18 protein-coding genes and 1 riboswitch are annotated in these 20,058 nt (G+C 70.4%); of the genes, 14 read left to right on the top strand and 4 right to left on the bottom strand.

The features are described 5' to 3' along the window. Positions 1-44: 44 nt before the first annotated feature. The gene (locus tag ACIF9R_RS03765) at positions 45-1,451 is read right to left on the bottom strand and encodes a family 2B encapsulin nanocompartment shell protein (protein WP_399973787.1); all 1,407 of its coding nucleotides are present in this window, start codon (positions 1,449-1,451) and stop codon (positions 45-47) included. Positions 1,452-1,744: 293 nt separating this feature from the next. On the opposite strand from ACIF9R_RS03765, the gene ACIF9R_RS03760 reads away from it, so the two are divergent. Together ACIF9R_RS03760 and ACIF9R_RS03755 are read left to right on the top strand one after the other, a co-directional pair. After that, positions 1,745-2,335, top strand: coding sequence for an N-acetylmuramoyl-L-alanine amidase (locus ACIF9R_RS03760; RefSeq protein ID WP_399973784.1), 591 nt, complete (start codon positions 1,745-1,747; stop codon positions 2,333-2,335). 235 nt (positions 2,336-2,570) lie between these two features. Continuing rightward, complete coding sequence (locus ACIF9R_RS03755; protein WP_399973782.1) at positions 2,571-3,500, top strand: 1-aminocyclopropane-1-carboxylate deaminase/D-cysteine desulfhydrase; 930 nt, start codon at positions 2,571-2,573, stop codon at positions 3,498-3,500. 198 nt (positions 3,501-3,698) lie between these two features. Here the strand turns inward: ACIF9R_RS03755 and ACIF9R_RS03750 are convergent, their stop codons facing one another. Continuing rightward, positions 3,699-5,288 (bottom strand): Na+/H+ antiporter, encoded by a 1,590-nt coding sequence (locus tag ACIF9R_RS03750; protein ID WP_399973779.1) that lies wholly within the window; start codon positions 5,286-5,288, stop codon positions 3,699-3,701. A 60-nt stretch (positions 5,289-5,348) separates the two neighbouring features. Here ACIF9R_RS03750 and ACIF9R_RS03745 point away from each other — a divergent pair, with 60 nt between their 5' ends. The 3 genes from ACIF9R_RS03745 to ACIF9R_RS03735 all read left to right on the top strand — a co-directional run bounded on the left by ACIF9R_RS03745 (position 5,349) and on the right by ACIF9R_RS03735 (position 7,425). Beyond that, entirely contained in the window at positions 5,349-5,609 is a 261-nt protein-coding gene (locus ACIF9R_RS03745; RefSeq protein ID WP_399973777.1) for a UBP-type zinc finger domain-containing protein, read from the top strand. A gap of 254 nt (positions 5,610-5,863) precedes the next feature. Next, a complete protein-coding gene (locus ACIF9R_RS03740) occupies positions 5,864-6,277 on the top strand; it encodes an anti-sigma regulatory factor (protein ID WP_004925829.1) in 414 nt (137 codons plus the stop codon). A gap of 17 nt (positions 6,278-6,294) precedes the next feature. Continuing rightward, positions 6,295-7,425: an RNA polymerase sigma factor SigF gene (locus ACIF9R_RS03735; protein ID WP_399973774.1), complete on the top strand. Its 1,131-nt coding sequence runs from the start codon at positions 6,295-6,297 to the stop codon at positions 7,423-7,425. Positions 7,426-7,521: 96 nt separating this feature from the next. Here the strand turns inward: ACIF9R_RS03735 and ACIF9R_RS03730 are convergent, their stop codons facing one another. Then, complete coding sequence (locus ACIF9R_RS03730) at positions 7,522-7,977, bottom strand: hypothetical protein (protein ID WP_399973771.1); 456 nt, start codon at positions 7,975-7,977, stop codon at positions 7,522-7,524. A gap of 115 nt (positions 7,978-8,092) precedes the next feature. Between ACIF9R_RS03730 and ACIF9R_RS03725 the strand changes: the two genes are divergently transcribed. Further along, positions 8,093-9,061, top strand: coding sequence for a diacylglycerol/lipid kinase family protein (locus ACIF9R_RS03725; protein ID WP_399973768.1), 969 nt, complete (start codon positions 8,093-8,095; stop codon positions 9,059-9,061). Positions 9,062-9,378: 317 nt separating this feature from the next. After that, the gene (locus tag ACIF9R_RS03720) at positions 9,379-9,636 is read left to right on the top strand and encodes a WhiB family transcriptional regulator (protein WP_030219886.1); all 258 of its coding nucleotides are present in this window, start codon (positions 9,379-9,381) and stop codon (positions 9,634-9,636) included. A 208-nt stretch (positions 9,637-9,844) separates the two neighbouring features. Here the strand turns inward: ACIF9R_RS03720 and ACIF9R_RS03715 are convergent, their stop codons facing one another. After that, positions 9,845-11,320 (bottom strand): sensor histidine kinase, encoded by a 1,476-nt coding sequence (locus ACIF9R_RS03715; protein WP_399973766.1) that lies wholly within the window; start codon positions 11,318-11,320, stop codon positions 9,845-9,847. A gap of 515 nt (positions 11,321-11,835) precedes the next feature. On the opposite strand from ACIF9R_RS03715, the gene nagB reads away from it, so the two are divergent. From nagB to ACIF9R_RS03680, 7 genes are all read left to right on the top strand, one after another. Further along, positions 11,836-12,621 (top strand): glucosamine-6-phosphate deaminase, encoded by a 786-nt coding sequence (gene nagB, locus ACIF9R_RS03710; protein ID WP_399973763.1) that lies wholly within the window; start codon positions 11,836-11,838, stop codon positions 12,619-12,621. Positions 12,622-12,776: 155 nt separating this feature from the next. Continuing rightward, entirely contained in the window at positions 12,777-13,541 is a 765-nt protein-coding gene (locus ACIF9R_RS03705; RefSeq protein WP_399973760.1) for a GntR family transcriptional regulator, read from the top strand. 199 nt (positions 13,542-13,740) lie between these two features. Further along, complete coding sequence (locus tag ACIF9R_RS03700; RefSeq protein ID WP_399973758.1) at positions 13,741-14,010, top strand: DUF3311 domain-containing protein; 270 nt, start codon at positions 13,741-13,743, stop codon at positions 14,008-14,010. After that, positions 14,007-15,635 (top strand): monocarboxylate uptake permease MctP, encoded by a 1,629-nt coding sequence (gene mctP, locus ACIF9R_RS03695; RefSeq protein WP_399973755.1) that lies wholly within the window; start codon positions 14,007-14,009, stop codon positions 15,633-15,635. The genes ACIF9R_RS03700 and mctP overlap by 4 nt, the downstream gene beginning before the upstream one ends. A gap of 77 nt (positions 15,636-15,712) precedes the next feature. Further along, positions 15,713-16,219, top strand: coding sequence for a GNAT family N-acetyltransferase (locus ACIF9R_RS03690; RefSeq protein WP_399973753.1), 507 nt, complete (start codon positions 15,713-15,715; stop codon positions 16,217-16,219). Positions 16,220-16,231: 12 nt separating this feature from the next. Then, positions 16,232-16,408, top strand: a riboswitch (cobalamin riboswitch). A gap of 122 nt (positions 16,409-16,530) precedes the next feature. Continuing rightward, positions 16,531-18,891: a ribonucleoside-diphosphate reductase subunit alpha gene (locus tag ACIF9R_RS03685; RefSeq protein WP_399973751.1), complete on the top strand. Its 2,361-nt coding sequence runs from the start codon at positions 16,531-16,533 to the stop codon at positions 18,889-18,891. Then, positions 18,891-19,898 carry a ribonucleotide-diphosphate reductase subunit beta gene (locus ACIF9R_RS03680; RefSeq protein WP_399973748.1) on the top strand — a complete coding sequence of 336 codons (1,008 nt, stop codon included), beginning with the start codon at positions 18,891-18,893 and terminating at the stop codon, positions 19,896-19,898. Before ACIF9R_RS03685 ends, ACIF9R_RS03680 begins: the two co-directional genes overlap by 1 nt. Positions 19,899-20,058: the final 160 nt, after the last annotated feature.

Genomic DNA, 20,058 nt, shown 5'->3' with positions numbered 1-20,058 from the left:
TGACGGGCGGGGACACGGCATCACGCGCGAGAGCTTGCGGAACGTCACCGCCAGCGGCCGATCTCGACGTTCTCCAGGACGCCCAGCGCGTCCGGTACCAGGACCGCGGCCGAGTAGTAGGCCGTGACCAGGTACTTGATGATGGCCTGTTCGTTGATGCCCATGAACCGCACGGAGAGGCTCGGCTCGATCTCGTCGGGGATGCCGGACGCCCGCAGGCCGATGACGCCCTGGTCCTCCTCGCCGGTGCGCAGGGCGATGATGGATGTGGTGCGGGCCTCGGTCACCGGGATCTTGTTGCACGGGTAGATGGGCACCCCCCGCCAGGTGGGGATGCGGTTGCCGCCCATGTCGATGGTCTCCGGGACGAGCCCCCGCTTGTTGAGTTCACGGCCGAACGCGGCGATCGCGCGCGGATGGGCGAGCAGCAGCCTGGTCCCGCGCCGCCTGCTGAGCAGCTCGTCCAGGTCGTCGGGGGACGGCACCCCGTCGTGCGGCTGGATCCGCTGGTCGTACTCGCAGTTGTGGAGCAGTCCGAAGTCCCGGTTGTTGACCAGTTCGTGCTCCTGGCGCTCCTTCAGCGCCTCGACGGTCAGCCGGATCTGCTGTTCCGTCTGGTTCATGGGCTGGTTGTAGAGGTCGGCCACCCGGGTGTGGATCCGCAGCACGGTCTGGGCGACGCTGAGTTCGTACTCGCGCGGCCTGGCCTCGTAGTCGACGAAGGTGTGCGGGATGTCCGGCTCCCCGCTGTGCCCGGCCGCGAGGTCGATCTCCTTCTCGCCGTACTTGTTGGTGCGCTGCCCGGGGACGGAGAGCCGCCGGCGGAGGTGCTCACGCAGGGTGTCCGACCGCTCGGCGACCTGCTCGACGGCCTCGCGCGGCAGCACCAGCACGGTGCAGGCGGTGAGCGTGCGCGCTGTGTACTCCCAGATGGCGTCCTCGCCCAGCAGGGCCTGATCGCCGAAGTAGGCACCGTCGGCGAGGACCCCGAGGGACTCGTCCTGGCCGTAGGGCCCGGTGCCGACCCGCTCCACCCGGCCGTGCGCCAGCAGATACACCTCGTCGGCCGGACTGCCGAAGGAGGCGATCACCTGACCGGCCTCGATCTCCCGCTGCCGGCAGCGGGAGGCCAGCTCGGTCAGCACCTCCTGGTCGTCGAACGACCGCAGCACCGGCAGTTCGCCCAGCTCCGCCGGGATGATCTCGACACGGTCGCCGGTCTTCACGAACGTCATCCGGCCATCCCCCACGGCGTACGTCAGCCGCCGGTTCACCCGGTACGTCCCGCCCCGCACGTCGACCCAGGGCAGCATGCGCAACAGCCAGCGCGAGCTGATCTCCTGCATCTGCGGCACGGACTTGGTCGTGGTGGCCAGGTTCCGCGCGGCGGCCGTACCGAGACTCTGCTGCCGACCGGCCTGCTCCGTGCGGACCTCTTCGCCTACCGACATAGGAAATTGCCCTCCCCAAATGGTGGTTGACGCCCGGTCGGGCCGGACGTCGCCCTGCGTGATCAAGCCTTCCTCACGCACCGTGTCCGCGCCATTACCCGATCGAGCGGGATTGGATCATGGGAGGGCTGGGCACACATGGGCCGCCCGTTCAACGGCGCGGTAGCGGAACGAGATTGTCCGGATCGGCTCGCACAGGGCCCGAACGAGTAGTTGAACGCACTCCTTTCAGGGAAGAGGCCTTGTCAGGCGGTCGCGACAGGCGGCCGCCGTCCGGCACGAAGGAGGCGGTCATGGCCCCACCCATGTCCGCGAGCGCGTTCCTGCGCGCTCTGAAGGCGGAAGGACTCAGCGTCGTCCAGGTCGGCGACTGGCGCGACCACAACCGCAATCACAAGGGCCCCTGGGGCCCGGTGCACGGCGTGATGATCCACCACACGGTCACCAAGGGCAGCGCCAGGACCGTGGAGCTGTGCCGCAAGGGTTACCCGGGTCTGCCGGGGCCGCTGTGCCACGGCGTCATCACCAAGGACGGCCGGGTCCACCTGGTCGGCTACGGCAGAGCCAACCACGCGGGGCTCGGCGACGACGACGTCCTGCGCGCGGTGATCGCCGAGAAGCGCCTCCCGGCGGACAACGAGGCGAACACCGACGGCAACCGGCACTTCTACGGCTTCGAGTGCGAGAACCTGGGCGACGGCGACGACCCCTGGCCCGCGGCCCAGCTGGAGGCGATCGAGAGGGCCGCGGCCGCGGTGTGCCGCCATCACGGCTGGAACGAGCGGTCCGTCATCGGTCACCTGGAGTGGCAGCCGGGGAAGGTGGACCCGCGCGGATTCACGATGAACGCGATGAGGAAGCGGATCGGCGACCGGCTGAAGTAGGGGCGCACCCGCCACCCCGGCCATCACCATGGTCTCCGCGCTCCGCGACGGTCTCCCCTCCATGCACCACGCGGGCGGCGACGCGGGCGCCACCGGCACCGCTGTGGCGGTGACGGCGCGGGGGCCACCGTCCGGGCTCACCCGCGCGAGCGCACCTGCCGGGTCCGGCCCGCCGCCCCGGTCGAGCCCGCGCACGGCCGCGGCCGTGCGGAGTCCTCCGGGCGACAATGGACCGGTGACCAGCTCCGACGACCCCGCCTCCGGCACCCTCGCCCACCTGCGTCCGCTGCTGCCCTCGCCGCTGCGGGAGGCCGTGGACGGACGGTTCGAGCGGCGCGGGATCCGGCTTCTGCTGAAGCGGGACGATCTGATCCATCCCGAACTCGTCGGCAACAAGTGGCGCAAACTCGCACCGAACCTCGGCGAGGCGGCCGGGCGGACCGTGCTCACCTTCGGCGGCGCGTACTCCAACCATCTGCGGGCCACGGCCGCCGCCGGGCGGCTGCTCGGTCTGCGCACGGTCGGCGTGGTGCGCGGCCAGGAACTCGCGGGCCGCCCGCTCAATCCGTCACTGGCCCGGTGCGCGGCCGACGGGATGCGGCTGCACTTCGTCGACCGCGCGACGTACCGCCGCAAGACCGAGCCGGAGACGCTGGCGGCCGTCCTGCGCGCGGCGGGCGCCGAGGACGCGTACGTCGTACCCGAGGGCGGAAGCAATTCCCCCGCCGTGCGCGGCTGCCGGGCGCTCGGTGAGGAGCTGGCCGGCCGCGCGGACGTGGTCGCGGTGGCCTGTGGCACCGGGGGCACCCTTGCGGGACTGGCCGCCGGGGCCGGGACCGGCGTGCGCGTGCTGGGCGTACCGGTGCTCAAGGGCGGGTTCCTGACCGAGCAGGTACGCGCCCTGCAGACCGGGGCCTTCGGCGGTCCGCGCGGTGACTGGAGTCTCGATGAGCGTTTCCACTTCGGCGGCTACGCGCGTACCACTGCGGAACTCGACGCGTTCGCCGCGGACTTCGAACAACGCCACGAAGTTCCCGTGGAGCGTGTCTATGTCGCCAAGATGCTGTACGCCCTTGTCGCCCTGGCGGAGGAGAGCGCCTTCCCCCGCGGCAGTACGGTCGCCGCGGTGATCACCGGGCATCCCTTCCCCGGGCAGCACGCCTGAACCGGTCCGGCGGATCGGGTCGCCGACGCGTGGTCCGGCACGCTCACCCGCTCACCCGCTCGGGCAGGAGCCGTCGGCGTCCTCCGAGGGGGCGGGCAGTAGCCCCAGCGGCGATGGCTCGGCCTCCTCTGCCCCGCGGAGCGGCCGGTGGCCTCCGGATCGCTTCGCCGGACGGCACGCACCGCTCGCCAGGACGCCTCAGGCCGTCTCCCGGTGGGCCGCCGCCTCCTCCAGGTCCAGCCGGCGCAGCAGGGTCCGCAGCATCTCGTCGTCGATGAAGCGGCCGTCGCGCAGCTTGACGAACACCTCGCGCTCCGTGCTGATCATTTCCCGGGACAGCCGTCGGTAGGTGTCGTCCACCGACTCCCCGGTGACGGGGTTGACCTGCCCGAGCCGTTCCCAGACGGCGTTGCGGCGGCGTTCCAGGACACTGCGCAGCCGCTCGGCGAGCGGTGCCGGCAGGGCGTTGCGCTCGTCGGAGAGAAGTTCGTCGAGGCGCTGCTCGGCGGCCCTGGAGGCCTGTGCCTGGGCGTTGGCCTCCGCCAGGGTCTCGGCCTGCTCGTCGCGCCCGGGGAGCTTCAGCAGGCGGATCAGCGGCGGCAGCGTCAGCCCCTGGACGACCAGGGTGCCGATGACGGTGGTGAAGGTCAGGAAGAGCAGCAGATTGCGGTGCGGGAAGTCCTCGTCCCCGGCGGTGACCGGGATCGAGAAGGCGATGGCCAGGGAGACCACGCCTCTCATTCCCGCCCACGCGACGACGAACGGGCCCTTCCATCCGGGGCTGCCCTCGCGTTCCCGGATCCTCGCCGACAGCTGCGGCAGCCAGGTCGCCGGGTACACCCAGAGGAACCGTACGGCGACCACCACCACGAAGACGACCAGCGCGTACCAGGCGGCGTCGAAGCCCTCGTGCTCGCCGAGCCCTCTGAGGACGACGGGCAGCTGCAGTCCGATGAGGGCGAAGACGGCGGACTCCAGGATGAACGCGACCATCTTCCACACCGCCTCCTCCTGGAGCCGGGTGGCGAAATCGACCTCCCCCGCGCGGTGCCCGAGGTAGAGGGCGACGACCACGACGGCGATGACACCGGAGGCGTGCACCTGCTCGGCGGCGGCATACGCGACGAAGGGGATGAGGAGGGAGAGCGTGTTCTGCAGCAGCGCCTCCTTCACATGGGTGCGCAGCCAGTGCAGCGGAACCATGAGCACCAGGCCGAACGCCACTCCGCCGAAGGCGGCGAGCAGGAACTCGCCGATCCCCCCGGCCCAGGTCGCGCCCTCGCCCACGGCCGCCGCCAGGGCCACCCGGAACGCGGTGATCGCGGTGGCGTCGTTCAGCAGGGACTCGCCCTGGAGGATCGTGGTGATGCGCGAGGGCAGGCCGACCCGGCGGGCCACCGCCGTCGCCGCGACCGCATCCGGCGGAGCCACCACGGCGCCGAACACCAGGGCCGCGGTCAGTGGCAGGGCCGGTACGAGCAGGTACAGGACCCAGCCGACGGCGAAGGTCGCGAACAGCACGTAACCCACCGAGAGCAGCGCCACCGGCCGTAACTGCGCCCGCAGATCGAGGTAGGAGCTTTCGGTGGCCGCCGTGTACAGCAGTGGGGGCAGGATGAGCGGCAGCACGATGTGCGGGTCGAGCGTGTAGGAGGGCACCCCGGGGAGGTAGCTGACCGCCAGACCGGCCGCGACCAGCAGCAGCGGCGCCGGTATCGGGGTCCGCCGGGCGGCCGCGGCGATCGCGGCGCTGCCCGCCACCAGCAACAGCAGGGGCATCACATCCATGTCCGGCCCACCCTCGTTTTTCGGCGCGGTCACCCGCGCGCGCGTCGTAATGTGGCCATCATGAAACAGTGCACGCACGCCGACGCGCTGCCGAATCCGGAACCCGCTCCGCTGGGTGAGACATGTCCGGAGTGCCTGCGGGACGGTACCGATCCGGTTCAGCTGCGTCTCTGCCTCACCTGCGGTCACGTCGGATGCTGCGACTCCTCGCCGCACCGGCACGCCACGGAGCACCACACCAGAACCGGCCACCCGGTGATGCGGAGCCATGAACCCGGTGAGGACTGGCGCTGGTGTTTCGTCGACCATGTACTGCTGTGACCGGATGTGACCACGGCGGCGGACGGTTCGACCGTCTGACGTCTGGGTACGTCAATCCGGCGCGCGCTCTTCCCATTTGGGAGCCGCAGACCCCTAGCCACGGAGCGTATCCGTAGTTTTACTATGAGTGACGGCAACGGGCCGGGGTCCCGGGACAGGAACCCTGAGAGCGCGATAGCGTCACCGCTGAACCACGTAGCGCGTTACCCGGGGGCGATCCGGCCCTTAACGCTTGTACCACCTTGGAGGTGAGGGTGTCCCAGATCGCAGGCGAGCCCGCGACCCAGGACTTCGTGGAAGTCCGGCTGCCGGCCGCGGGTGCCTACCTGTCGGTGCTGCGTACGGCCACGGCCGGCCTCGCGGCCCGTTTGGACTTCACCCTCGACGAGATCGAGGACCTGCGCATCGCGGTCGACGAGGCCTGCGCGATCCTGCTCCAGCAGGCCGTGCCGGGTTCGGTGCTCAGCTGTGTCTTCCGGCTCGTCGACGACTCGCTGGAGGTGACCGTGTCGGCGCCGACCACGGACGGTCACGCCCCTTCGCGGGACACCTTCGCCTGGACCGTGCTGTCCGCGCTCGCGGGCAAGGTGTCCTCGGCCGTGGACGAGGACAAGACCGTGTCGATCAGCCTCTACAAACAGCGCGGCGCGGGACCCGGGCCGGCGTGAGGAGCGAGGACGGGCCGGTGCGGGACGAAGAACGCGGCACACGGGAGCTGCCGGCCGAGCGCGTGCCGGACGGCATCGACGGCATCCCCGAGCAGGCCCGGCCGCATCCGGAGGACGACTCCACGGAGACCGTCTCCCCGGGCGGCGGGCAGGCCGGCGGTGCCGTGCGCGGCACCACCGCGGCCGGGCAGGCCGGGGACGGTGCCGACCGCGCGGACGCCTCCGCGCACGTGAAGCCGGCGACGGGGGACGAGGCGAGCGCTCGGGGAAGGGCGACGGGCCAGGCGATGAGCGAGCACGAGCGACACGCCGAGGGCGAGGCGCCGCGGGCGTCCGGTCCGCAGGGCGCGGGGAACACCCCGGGCACCCACGGCACGCACGCGCACCACGACCCGAGGGACCGCAGCGGGGCGCGCGCCCTGTTCCTGGAGCTGCGCACGCTGCAGGACGGCACTCCCGAGTACGCGGAGCTGCGCAACCGGCTGGTGCGGATGCATCTGCCGCTCGTCGAGCACCTGGCGCGCCGCTTCCGCAACCGCGGGGAGCCGCTGGACGACCTCACCCAGGTCGCCACCATCGGGCTGATCAAGTCCGTCGACCGGTTCGACCCGGACCGGGGCGTGGAGTTCTCGACCTACGCCACCCCGACGGTCGTCGGCGAGATCAAGCGGCACTTCCGCGACAAGGGCTGGGCGGTCCGGGTGCCGCGCCGGCTCCAGGAGCTGCGGCTGGCGCTCACCACCGCCACGGCCGAGCTGTCCCAGCTGCACGGCCGCTCCCCCACGGTGCACGAGCTGGCCGAGAAGCTGGCCATCTCCGAGGAGGAGGTCCTGGAGGGCCTGGAGTCCGCCAACGCGTACTCGACGCTGTCCCTGGACGTCCCCGACACCGACGACGAGTCCCCGGCGGTGGCCGACACCCTCGGCGCCGAGGACGAGGCGCTGGAGGGCGTGGAGTACCGGGAGTCGCTCAAACCGCTGCTGGAGGATCTGCCGCCGCGTGAGAAGCGGATCCTGCTGCTGCGCTTCTTCGGCAACATGACCCAGTCGCAGATCGCGCAGGAGGTCGGCATCTCGCAGATGCACGTCTCCCGGCTGCTGGCCCGCACCCTGGCCCAGCTTCGGGAGAAACTGCTCGTGGAGGAGTGAACCGGCGCGGTCCGCGAGTCCGTCCCTCCGGGATCCGGCCGGTTCCGGGTGACGGTTCCCGGCAGCCGGGCCGACCGGGATCCGGGGCCCCGGGCTCTAGTTCCCGGCGTTCCCGGGCCCCCGGATGCCGAGGGCCCGGGTCGTCGCGGGGTTGATCAGCAGGACGAGCGCGGTGACGGCCACGACGGCGAGCACGATCCCGGCGGGGATGGCCACGCCGTCGGACACCAGCAGGTTGTAGGCCACCGGCAGCGCGATGATCTGCGTGATGACGGCGGGGCCCCGGCTCCAGCTCCGCCGGGCGAGCAGTCCCCGCGCGGCGATCAGCGGGAGCAGTGCGAGCACGATCAGGGTCACCCCGCCGGTGACGGCCTGGGTGCGGTCGTCCGGTTCACCGGTGAGGGCCAGGACCGACATCCACCCGCCGACGGCCACCAGCGCCAGCCCCTCCAGGGCGGCCAGCGCCGCGGCGTACGCGGGACGGCGGGCACCGCTGCCGTCCGGCATGGTGGTCTCGTCCGGGGTGGTGGTGGGGGTCCGCTCGCTGCTCACCCCTGAAGGGTAGCCCTCGCCGTGGTCCCTCCCATGGCGAGGTTCACGCCCGTTCCGCCGCTGTGACCCGGCCTCGGTCTGGGCCCGGTACCACCGAGTAGGTACCCTGCACGTCATGCGTGCACTTCTCGTGGTCAATCCGGCGGCAACCACCACAAGTGCGCGCACGCGCGATGTGCTGATCCATGCCCTCGCCAGCGAGATGAAGCTGGACGCCGTCACCACCGGGTACCGCGGGCACGCACGCGACCTGGGCCGGCAGGCCGCGGAGAGCGACGACATCGACCTGGTGGTCGCGCTCGGCGGGGACGGGACGGTCAACGAGGTCGTCAACGGTCTGCTGCACGCGGGCCCCGACCCGGAGCATCTGCCCGGCCTCGCCGTGGTCCCCGGCGGCTCCACCAATGTCTTCGCCCGCGCCCTGGGGCTGCCCAACCATCCCGTGGAGGCCACCGGCGTCCTGCTGGACGCGCTGCGCGAGGGCCGTGAGCGGACCGTGGGCCTGGGCCTGACCTCGGGCACGCCGGGTTCGGAGGACGAGGCCGTGCCGGCCCGCTGGTTCACCTTCAACGCGGGCCTGGGCTTCGACGCGGGCGTGGTCGGCCGGGTGGAGCAGCAGCGGGAGCGCGGCAGGAAGTCCACTCACGCGCTGTACATGCGCCAGGTCGTCCGTCAGATGTTCGGCGAGCCGCACCGCCGGCGCGGGGTGATCACCCTGGAGCATCCGGGCGACGAGCCGGTCACCGATCTGGCGCTGTCCATAGTCTCGAACACCTCGCCGTGGACGTTTCTCGGCAATCGCCCGATCTACGCGTCGCCTAAGGCCTCGTTCGATACCGGTCTCGATCTCTTCGGTCTGAGCCGCATGTCCACGACCGCGGTTGCCCGGTATGGCACGCAGTTGCTCACTTCGTCCCCGGAGCGCGGGCCCCGTGGCAAGCATGTGGTCTCCCGGCACGATCTGACACGCTTCACCTTGCATTCGAAGGTGCCACTGCCCCTCCAGATGGACGGTGACCATCTGGGGCTGCGAACCAGCGTGACGTTCACAGGCGTACGCCGTGCACTGCGTGTGATTGTGTGAGCGGAAAGGGCGAAAGTCCTTTCACTCGAACGTTTAGGCCAGGGTCCACCCCATGGAAGTACGGCTGTGACCTAGTCGACACCGAAGAATCAAAAAAAACTTTTCGGAAGGGGTTGTATCCGCCGCCGAGGTTTGCGAGTCTCTACGTGGCGATCGGGACGGCCCGCAATACCGGCCTCCACAGATCACCGGAACCCCTCTTCAAACCCAAGGACCACGCCAGGGAACCTGGCGGTCGGCCCTTCACTTGTTGGGGGATTCGTGAAAGCGTTCACATTCACAAGCACATGCAGTTATACCAAGGAGAGGTAGCAGCCATGGACTGGCGTCACAACGCCGTTTGCCGCGAGGAAGACCCCGAGCTCTTCTTCCCCATCGGCAACACCGGTCCCGCGCTGCTGCAGATCGAGGAAGCCAAGGCCGTCTGCCGTCGCTGCCCGGTGATCGAGAGCTGCCTCCAGTGGGCGCTCGAGTCCGGTCAGGACTCCGGCGTCTGGGGTGGTCTCAGCGAGGACGAGCGTCGCGCGATGAAGCGCCGCGCCGCCCGCAACCGGGCCCGTCAGGCATCCGCCTGACACCCCCTGCCGACAGCCTGAGCTTGGCGGCGCGTACACCGCGTACGCATCTCCCGCCCCCGAGCCGCAGCGCGTAGTTCCCCGACCGCCTCGAGCCCGCTCGAGCAGGGGGAACACCGAAGCAACGAGCATCAGCCCCGGACCAGTTACCCGGTCCGGGGCTTTGTGCTGTGCCCGGACACGCCCCGGGCACGGGTGTGTTCGCCTGTTACTTGTCCGACCGCACCGGGATGTCCAGGATCACCCTGGCCCCCCGCCCCGGGGCCGGCACCATGTCGAAGGTGCCGCCCAACTCGCCCTCCACCAGGGTCCGTACGATCTGCAGGCCGAGGTTGCCCGCCGTGTGCGGGTCGAAGCCCTCGGGCAGACCCACTCCGTCGTCCTGGACGGTGACCAGCAGGCGGGTCTCCTTGGAGGTGCCGCCGCGGACCGCGGAGACCTCGACGGTGCCGGTCTCGCCCTCGCCGAAGCCGTGTTCCAGGGCGTTCTGCAGGACCTCGGTCAGCACCATCGACAACGGCGTGGCGACCTCGGCGTCGAGTATCCCGAAGCGGCCCGAGCGCCGGGCGGTGACCTTGCCCGGGGAGATCTCGGCGACCATGGCCAGGACGCGGTCGGCGATCTCGTCGAACTCCACCCGCTCGTCCAGGTTCTGGGACAGCGTCTCGTGGACGATCGCGATGGACCCCACCCGGCGCACGGCCTCCTCCAGCGCCGCGCGGCCGCGCTCGGAACCGATCCGCCGGGCCTGGAGCCGCAACAGCGCCGCCACCGTCTGGAGGTTGTTCTTCACCCGGTGGTGGATCTCCCGGATGGTCGCGTCCTTGGTGATCAATTCGCGTTCGCGGCGGCGAAGCTCGGTGACGTCACGGAGCAGGACCAGCGACCCGATGCGGGTGCCCTTCGGCTTGAGCGGGATCGCCCGGAACTGGATCACCCCGTCGTGCGCCTCGATCTCGAACTCGCGCGGCGCCCAGCCACTGGCGACCTTGGCCAGCGCCTCGTCCACCGGCCCCGTCGTGGGCGCCAGTTCGGCCGTGGTACGGCCGAGGTGATGACCCACCAGGTCGGCGGCGAGACCCATCCGGTGGTAGGCGGACAGCGCGTTCGGGGAGGCGTACTGGACGATGCCGTCGGCGTCCAGCCGGATCAGCCCGTCTCCCACGCGCGGCGAGGCGTCCATCTCCAGCTGCTGGTTCGCGAACGGGAAGGCACCGGCCGCGATCATCTGCGCGAGGTCGGAGGCACTCTGGAGGTAGGTGAGCTCCAGCCGGCTGGGGGTGCGCACGGTGAGCAGGTTGGTGTTGCGGGCGATGACGCCGAGGACGCGCCCCTCCCGCCGCACGGGGATGGACTCGACCCGTACGGGGACCTCCTCACGCCATTCCGGGTCCCCCTCGCGCACGATCCGGCCCTCGTCCAGGGCCGCGTCCAGCATGGGCCGGCGGCCGCGCGGGACGAGGTGCCCCACCATGTCGTCCTGGTACGAGGTCGGCCCGGTGTTGGGCCGCATCTGGGCGACCGAGACATAGCGGGTGCCGTCGCGGGTGGGGACCCACAGCACCAGGTCGGCGAAGGAGAGGTCGGAGAGCAGCTGCCACTCCGAGACCAGCAGATGGAGCCACTCGAGGTCGGTGTCGTCGAGGGCGGTGTGCTGGCGTACGAGTTCGTTCATGGAGGGCACGTCAGCGAGCGTACCCGGGGGTGTGCGCCGGCCCTGAGAACACCCGCGGGCCGCGGCGCCTGGGAGGGACCCTCAGCCCTCCCGGCACCGCAGCCCGGAGCAATACCGGCCGGCGGGGTGTGCGGTCCCGGTCGGCCGTGGATGAGGAGCCGGGGCAGTCAGGGCAGAGAGCTCCGGATCCTCGGTCCGCCTTCCTGTGCGGGGAAGGCAGGCTTAGTGTGTTCTGCTGCACATTGTGGACTAGACCACTGTCCCTGTAAATGCGTCGGACACCGTACCTTGCGGTCAGTGGGTACGTCCGCCCGGAGGCGCACGCATCCGCCATGCAGCCTAACCCGTACAGCCTCATTCGGGGGCCGGACGGCCGGGGCAGTTTCGGCGCGCGGCTCGGGCGCCGGCGGTCCGCCGGGGAGGGCGCGCACCCCTCTGCTAGATTTGAGATTGGTCTAAACCACCTGGTCCCGTCCTCCGGGGCCTGTTCCAGTCGAGTCCTTCTGAAGATCGGCAGGCCCACCGTGGAAGTTGTCATCGTTGCGGACGCCCGGGCGGGCGGCGAGCTCATCGCCGGGGCCGTGGCACAGCTCCTGCGGCGCAAGCCCGACGCCCTGCTGGGCGTCGCCACCGGTTCCACCCCCCTGCCCGTGTACCAGGCACTGGCGCGCGAGGTGGACCACCGGACCGTGGACACCTCCCGGGCCCGGATCGCCCAGCTCGACGAATACGTGGGGCTGCCCGCCGACCACCCCGAGTCCTATCGCTCGGTGGTCCGGCGCGAGGTACTGGAGCCGCTCGGCATCGGCATGGACGCCTTCATGGGCCCCGACGGCACGGCCGAGGACGTCCAGAGGGCGTGCGACGCGTACGACAGGGAGCTGGCCGAGGCCGGCGGCGTGGACCTCCAGCTGCTCGGCATCGGGACGGACGGACACATCGGTTTCAACGAACCGTGCTCCTCACTCGCCTCGCGCACCCGGATCAAGACGCTCACCGAGCAGACCCGGGTGGACAACGCGCGCTTCTTCGACGGCGACATCGACCAGGTCCCGCACCATGTCATCACCCAGGGCATCAGCACCATCCTGGAGGCCCGTCACCTGATACTGCTGGCCACCGGCGAGGGCAAGGCGGACGCGGTCGCCGCGACCGTCGAGGGCCCGGTCGCGGCGGTGTGCCCGGCCTCCGCACTCCAGTTGCACCCGCACGCCACGGTCGTCGTCGACGAGGCCGCCGCCGCCAAGCTGAAACTCGCCGACTACTTCCGCCACGCCTTCGCGAACAAGCCGGACTGGCAGGGCATCTGACCGGCGGCGGTGGTCTGGACCAGCCCCCGCCCCGGGGGTATACAAAGGGGATCACGGAGCACGCGGGGCGCACCCCGCCCCGAGCCGTGCCACGATGTCAGCCGCGGCCGATGGGATGTCGGTCGTTTCGGCACCCGGAGCCGGGAAGGCAAAGCATGAGCACCCACGTCAGCAGTGCGGAGAACGAGAGTGGGACCACAGTCCGTACGGCGCGTGTGCCCAAGTACTACCGGCTGAAGAAACACCTGCTCGACATGACCGAGACGGCACCGCCCGGCACACCGGTCCCGCCCGAGCGCACCCTGGCTGCGGAGTTCGACACCTCGCGCACCACGGTGCGCCAGGCACTCCAGGAACTGGTGGTCGAGGGACGGCTGGAGCGCATCCAGGGCAAGGGCACCTTCGTCGCCAAGCCCAAGGTCTCCCAGGCCCTCCAGCTCACCTCGTACACCGAGGACATGCGGGCCCAGGGCCTGGAGCCCACCTCGCAACTGCTGGACCTGGGCTACATCACCGCCGACGACCGGCTCGCCGGACTGCTCGACATCACGGCCGGCGGGCGGGTGCTGCGCATCGAAAGGCTGCGCATGGCCAACGGCGAGCCGATGGCCATCGAGACCACCCATCTGAGCGCCAAGCGCTTCCCCGCGCTGCGCCGCAGCCTGACCAAGTACACCTCCCTCTACACCGCCCTCGCCGAGGTGTACGACGTCCATCTCGCGGAGGCCGAGGAGACGATCGAGACCTCTCTGGCCACCCCGCGCGAGGCCGGACTGCTCGGTACCGATGTCGGCCTGCCGATGCTGATGCTGTCCCGGCACTCCCGGGACCGGGACGGACAGCCGGTGGAGTGGGTGCGGTCGGTGTACCGGGGAGACCGGTACAAGTTCGTCGCGCGCCTGAAGCGCCCCCAGGAGTGAATTCCCGCTCCCGGGAATTCACTCCGCGCCGCGCCGAAACCCGACGAAACGGGTGGTTGACAAGGTTTGCGTTGCTGTTGCCTCTCGGTTGAGCCGCGCCTGAATACCGCTGTGTTGACTGGGGGTTACGACCGTCCCGCGCCCTCACCTAGATTTCCCTGCGCCTTACCGGTGATCAGTGAGGGGACGGAGCCGTCTGATGTCACAAGCCGCAGAAGAAACCAAGGGAGGGCCGGTGGTGACGCCTGTGCGCGTCGTCATCGCCCTCTGTCTCGTCGCACCATTCGTGGCCATGCTGTGGGTCGGTTCGTACGCGAAGACCGACCCCGTCGTCATCGGCATCCCGTTCTTCTACTGGTACCAGATGCTGTGGGTGCTGATCTCCACCGTGCTGACGATGGTCGCGTACCGGCTCTGGCAGCGTGACCAGCGCGCCCGCTCGGCCTCGAAGGGCGGTGCGTCGCAGTGAACGAGGGCGTCAACGGTGTGGCACTCGCCGTCTTTGTCTTCTTCTTCCTCGTCGTCACGGCGATGGGCTTCCTGGCCGCGCGCTGGCGCAAGGCCGCGAACGAGCACAGCCTCGACGAATGGGGCCTGGGCGGGCGCTCCTTCGGTACCTGGGTCACCTGGTTCCTGCTCGGCGGCGACCTGTACACCGCGTACACCTTCGTCGCCGTACCGGCGGCGATCTACGCGGCGGGCGCGGCCGGCTTCTTCGCGGTGCCGTACACGATCCTGGTGTACCCGCTGATCTTCACGTTCCTGCCCCGGCTGTGGTCGGTGTCGCACAAGCACGGCTATGTGACGACCTCCGACTTCGTGCGCGGCCGGTTCGACTCGAAGGGGCTGTCGCTGGCCGTCGCGGTCACCGGCATCCTGGCGACGATGCCGTACATCGCGCTCCAGCTGGTCGGCATCCAGGCGGTGCTGGACGTGATGGGCGTCGGCGGCGGCCAGGACACCAACTGGTTCGTCAAGGACCTGCCGCTGCTGATCGCCTTCGGCGTGCTCGCGGCGTACACGTACTCGTCGGGCCTGCGGGCTCCCGCGCTGATCGCGTTCGTCAAGGACGCGCTGATCTACATCGTGATCGTGGTGGCGATCATCTACATCCCGGTCAAGCTCGGCGGCTTCGACGAGATCTTCGCCTCGGCCAGGGAGGCGTACAGCGAGACCAACCCGGCCACGGGCAAGCCGCGCGGTGCGCTGGTACCGGGTGAGGCGGGCCAGTGGACGTACGCCACGCTGGCGTTCGGCTCGGCGCTCGCGCTGTTCATGTACCCGCACTCGATCACGGCGACGCTGTCCTCGCGCAGTCGTGAGGTGATCCGCCGCAACACCACGATCCTGCCGTTGTACTCGCTGATGCTGGGCCTGCTGGCGCTGCTCGGCTTCATGGCGATCGCGGCGGGTGTGAAGGTGCAGAACGGCCAGCTGGCGATCCCGCAGTTGTTCGAGAACATGTTCCCCGCGTGGTTCGCGGGAGTGGCCTTCGCGGCGATCGGCATCGGCGCACTGGTGCCGGCGGCGATCATGTCGATCGCGGCGGCGAACCTGTTCACCCGCAACATCTACAAGGACTTCATCAAGCCGGACGCGACGCCGAGGCAGGAGACCAAGGTCTCCAAGATCGTGTCCCTGCTGGTGAAGGTGGGTGCGCTGGCCTTCGTCCTGACCATGGACAAGACGGTCGCCATCAACTTCCAGCTGCTCGGCGGCATCTGGATCCTGCAGACCTTCCCCGCGCTGGTGGGTGGCCTGTTCACCCGCTGGTTCCACCGCTGGGCGCTGATCGGCGGCTGGGCGGTCGGCATGATCTACGGCACGGTCGCCGCGTACGGGGTGGCCTCGCCGACGCAGAAGCACTTCGGCGGGTCCGCGAAGGAGATTCCGGGCATCGGCGAGATCGGCTACATCGGCCTCACGGCCTTCGTGCTCAACGTGCTGGTGACGGTCGTGCTGACCTTCGTCCTGCGGGCCCTGAAGGCGCCCGAGGGCATCGACCGGACCAGGCCGGAGGACTACACGGCGGACGCGGGCGAACCCGGCGTCCGGACGGAGCTCCCGGCCGCCACGGCGGGCAGCGCCCACTGACGCCGCGGGCACACCGAGTGACGGGCCGCCGGGAGAACCGGCGGCCCGTTGCCGTACCCGTCCGGCACACTCGCGGCATGGACATCGTCATTCGGCCGGTGGAGCCCGGCGAGTACGGGGAACTCGGCGAGATCACCGCACAGGCCTATCTGCTGGACGGTCTGCTGGACTTCAAAGAGAGCGACGGGTACCTCGGTGAGCTCCGGGACGTGGCGAAGCGGGCCGCGGCCGCCGAGGTGCTGGTGGCCACGGAGCACGGGGCGGTGCTCGGCGGGGTGACCTTCGTCCCGGGCCCCGGTCCGATGGCCGACCTGGCGGGGCCGGGCGAGACGGAGATCCGGATGCTCGCGGTGGCCCGCGCCGGCCGGGGCCGCGGCGCCGGGGAGGCCCTGGTGCGCGCCTGTGTCGACCGGGCGCGGGCGACCGGGGGGTGCCGGCGGATCGTGCTGTCGACGCAGCGCACCATGCGCTCCGCCCACCGCATCTACGAACGGCTCGGTTTCACCCGCACCCCCGAGCGGGACTGGAACCCGCTGCCCGACCTGGACGACATCATGCTCCTCACCTATGAGTTGACGCTCTGACACCGGCGCGACACAACATATGGGGCTGCTGGCGGCACCCGGCACAAGATGTATGCTCATGCTCGCTGTCGCCGCAGGGGAATCCGGTGTGAATCCGGAACTGTCCCGCAACGGTGTCCCCACGCCTGCGCCCGCCGAGGTGCGCAGGGGGAGTCAGTCCGAGGACCTGCCGACAGTGCGCCCGGCCGTCCGGTCCGGGTGCTCCGACGTCCGGGCCTCGCGGAATGGGCCGGTGGACGCGACGCCGCGTGCGCTCGTGTGCTGCCCCCTGCGCTCTTCGAGGCCCTGTGCCGAGCGAGGGAGAGCCCCACGTGACCATCGCGCCAGCCGATCCGGCCTCAGCGATCGACGCGCCCCAGGAGAGCGACCGCCCGGGGACCGCGCTGCTGCGGACCCTGACCGAGCTGACCGCCGACCTGCGGGGCGCCGACCCCGGACGGGTCGCCGCCGCCGCCCTGCGCGGCCGGTCCGCGGCCGCCGACGAGGCGCAGCTGCGGGAACTGGCCACGGAGACGGCGGCCGGGCTGATCTCCGAGGACCCCGCCTACTCCCGGCTCGCCGCCCGGCTGCTGACCATCGGCATCCGCGCCGAGGCCGCCTCGCAGGGCGTCACCTCCTTCACCGGCTCCGTCGCGGCCGGGCACCGCGAGGGGCTGATCGCCGACCGGACCGCCGCGTTCGTCCGGCGGCACGCGGACCGGCTCGACGCGCTGGTCGACCCCCGTGCCGACGACCGGTTCGGCTACTTCGGTCTGCGTACCCTGCACAGCCGTTACCTGCTGCGGCACCCGGTCACCCGCAAGGTCGTCGAGACACCCCAGCACTTCCTGCTGCGGGTCGCCGCGGGTCTCGCCGAGGACGACAGCGCCCGCTCGGTGGACGAGGTCGCCGCGCTCTACACGCTGATGAGCCGCCTGGACTACCTGCCCTCCTCCCCCACGCTGTTCAACTCCGGCACCCGGCACCCCCAGATGTCGTCCTGCTACCTCCTCGACTCCCCCAAGGACGAGCTGGACTCGATCTACGACCGCTACCACCAGGTCGCCCGCCTCTCGAAGCACGCCGGCGGCATCGGTCTGTCCTACTCCCGCATCCGCGCGCGGGGTTCCCTGATCCGCGGCACCAACGGGCACTCCAACGGCATCGTGCCGTTCCTGAAGACGCTGGACTCCTCGGTCGCCGCCGTGAACCAGGGCGGGCGGCGCAAGGGCGCGGCGGCGGTCTACCTGGAGACCTGGCACCTGGACATCGAGGAGTTCCTGGAACTGCGCGACAACACCGGGGAGGACGCCCGCCGTACGCACCATCTGAACCTCGCGCACTGGGTGCCGGACGAGTTCATGCGGCGGGTGGAGGCCGACGGGCGGTGGTCGCTGTTCTCCCCGGTGGACGTGCCGGAGCTGGTCGATCTGTGGGGCGAGGAGTTCGACGCGGCGTACCGGGCGGCGGAGGCGAAGGGCCTGGCGAGGAAGTCCCTCCCGGCGCGCGAGCTGTACGGCCGGATGATGCGCACCCTCGCGCAGACCGGCAACGGCTGGATGACCTTCAAGGACACGGCCAACCGCACCGCCAACCAGACCGCCGAGCCGGGCCACGTCATCCACTCCTCGAACCTGTGCACGGAGATCCTCGAGGTCACCGACGACGGGGAGACGGCGGTCTGCAACCTGGGGTCGGTCAACCTCGGGGCGTTCGTGGAGCACGGGGACATCGACTGGGAGCGCCTCGACGAGACCGTGCGCACGGCCGTGACCTTCCTCGACCGGGTCGTCGACATCAACTTCTACCCGACCGAGCAGGCGGGCCGCTCCAACGCCCGGTGGCGCCCCGTCGGTCTCGGCGCCATGGGACTGCAGGACGTCTTCTTCAAGCTGCGGCTGCCCTTCGACTCCCCCGAGGCGAAGGCCCTGTCCACGAAGATCGCCGAGCGGATCATGCTCGCCGCGTACGAGACCTCCGCGGGCCTGGCCGAGCGCAACGGACCGCTGCCCGCCTGGGAGAAGACCCGTACCGCCCGGGGTGTACTGCACCCCGACCACTACGGTGTCACCCTCACCTGGCCGGAGCGCTGGGCGGCGCTGCGGACCCGGATCGCGGCCACCGGGATGCGCAACTCGCTGCTGCTGGCGATCGCGCCCACCGCCACCATCGCGTCGATCGCGGGCGTGTACGAGTGCGTCGAGCCGCAGGTGTCCAACCTGTTCAAGCGCGAGACACTGTCCGGGGAGTTCCTCCAGGTCAACTCGTATCTGGTGGACGACCTCAAGCGGCTCGGCGTATGGGACGCGCGCACCCGTGAGGCGCTGCGCGAGGCCGGCGGCTCGGTGCAGGGCTTCGCGTGGATCCCCGAGGAGGTGCGCCGGCTGTACCGCACGGCGTGGGAGATCCCGCAGCGCGGTCTGATCGACATGGCCGCCGCCCGTACCCCGTTCCTGGACCAGGCCCAGTCGCTCAACCTGTTCCTGGAGACCCCGACCATCGGCAAGCTCTCCTCGATGTACGCCCATGCCTGGAAGCAGGGTCTGAAGACCACGTACTACCTGCGGTCCCGCCCGGCGACCCGGATCGCCCGCGCCGCGGCCCGCACCACCGTCCCCGTACCGCAGGCGGCGGACCCCGAGGCGGTCGCCTGCTCCCTGGAAAACCCCGAGTCCTGCGAGGCCTGCCAGTGATGACACCGAAGAACCTGCTCGACCCCGGCTTCGAGCTGACGCTGCGCCCCATGCGCTACCCCGACTTCTACGAGCGCTACCGGGACGCCATCAAGAACACCTGGCACGTCGAGGAGGTGGACCTGCACTCGGACGTCGCGGACCTGGCGAGGCTCACCCCCGAGGAGCAGCACCTCATCGGCCGGCTGGTGGCCTTCTTCGCCACCGGTGACTCCATCGTGGCGAACAACCTGGTGCTGACCCTCTACAAGCACATCAACTCCCCTGAGGCGCGGCTGTATCTGTCGCGGCAGCTGTTCGAGGAGGCGGTGCACGTCCAGTTCTATCTGACGCTGCTGGACACCTATCTGCCCGACCCGGACGACCGTGCGGCCGCCTTCGCGGCCGTGGAGAACATTCCGTCCATCCGGGAGAAGGCCGAGTTCTGCTTCCGGTGGATGGACTCGGTGGAGAAGATCGACCGTCTGGAGACGCGGTCGGACCGCCGGCGCTTCCTGCTGAACCTGATCTGCTTCGCCGCGTGCATCGAGGGCCTGTTCTTCTACGGGGCCTTCGCCTACGTCTACTGGTTCCGCGGCCGGGGGCTGCTGCACGGTCTGGCGACCGGCACCAACTGGGTGTTCCGCGACGAGACGATGCACATGTCCTTCGCCTTCGACGTGGTCGACACCGTGCGCAAGGAGGAGCCGGAGCTGTTCGACGAGGAGCTCGGGCAGCAGGTCACCGACATGCTGCGCGAGGCGGTCGAGGCGGAGCTGCAGTTCGCGCGTGACCTGTGCGGGGACGGGCTGCCGGGCATGAACACCGAGTCGATGCGGCAGTATCTGGAGTGCGTGGCGGACCAGCGGCTGGTGCGGCTGGGCTTCGCGCCGGTGTACGGCTCGGAGAACCCGTTCTCCTTCATGGAGCTCCAGGGCGTCCAGGAGCTGACGAACTTCTTCGAGCGGCGCCCGTCCGCGTACCAGGTCGCCGTGGAGGGCACGGTCGACCTGGATGAGGACTTCTAGGGCGGCCTGGGGACCGGCGCGGCGCGATACCGCCCCGATACCGCCCCGGTACCGCGCCGTACCGCGCCGCTCGTGCGGCGCTCGTGCGGCGCTCGTGCGGCGCTCGTGCGGCGCGGTACGAGGCGATTTCCGGCCCGTTCGGTCCGGGCCGGAGGCCGGC

Source organism: Streptomyces sp. NPDC086080 (assembly GCF_044540255.1).
Classification (GTDB): Bacteria; Actinomycetota; Actinomycetes; order Streptomycetales; family Streptomycetaceae; genus Streptomyces.
Note: the sequence above shows the minus strand (reverse complement) of the source record. Positions and strands in the feature narration are given on the sequence as shown.

Bases quoted from the DNA above. Each gene is read 5' to 3' on its own strand.
- ACIF9R_RS03765 (WP_399973787.1), bottom strand. From the start codon at position 1,451: ATGTCGGTAGGCGAAGAGGTCCGCACGGAGCAGGCCGGTCGGCAGCAG.
- ACIF9R_RS03760 (WP_399973784.1), top strand. From the start codon at position 1,745: ATGGCCCCACCCATGTCCGCGAGCGCGTTCCTGCGCGCTCTGAAGGCG.
- ACIF9R_RS03750 (WP_399973779.1), bottom strand. From the start codon at position 5,288: ATGGATGTGATGCCCCTGCTGTTGCTGGTGGCGGGCAGCGCCGCGATC.
- ACIF9R_RS03745 (WP_399973777.1), top strand. From the start codon at position 5,349: ATGAAACAGTGCACGCACGCCGACGCGCTGCCGAATCCGGAACCCGCT.
- ACIF9R_RS03725 (WP_399973768.1), top strand. From the start codon at position 8,093: ATGCGTGCACTTCTCGTGGTCAATCCGGCGGCAACCACCACAAGTGCG.
- ACIF9R_RS03720 (WP_030219886.1), top strand. From the start codon at position 9,379: ATGGACTGGCGTCACAACGCCGTTTGCCGCGAGGAAGACCCCGAGCTC.
- ACIF9R_RS03705 (WP_399973760.1), top strand. From the start codon at position 12,777: ATGAGCACCCACGTCAGCAGTGCGGAGAACGAGAGTGGGACCACAGTC.
- ACIF9R_RS03700 (WP_399973758.1), top strand. From the start codon at position 13,741: ATGTCACAAGCCGCAGAAGAAACCAAGGGAGGGCCGGTGGTGACGCCT.
- ACIF9R_RS03690 (WP_399973753.1), top strand. From the start codon at position 15,713: ATGGACATCGTCATTCGGCCGGTGGAGCCCGGCGAGTACGGGGAACTC.
- ACIF9R_RS03680 (WP_399973748.1), top strand. From the start codon at position 18,891: ATGACACCGAAGAACCTGCTCGACCCCGGCTTCGAGCTGACGCTGCGC.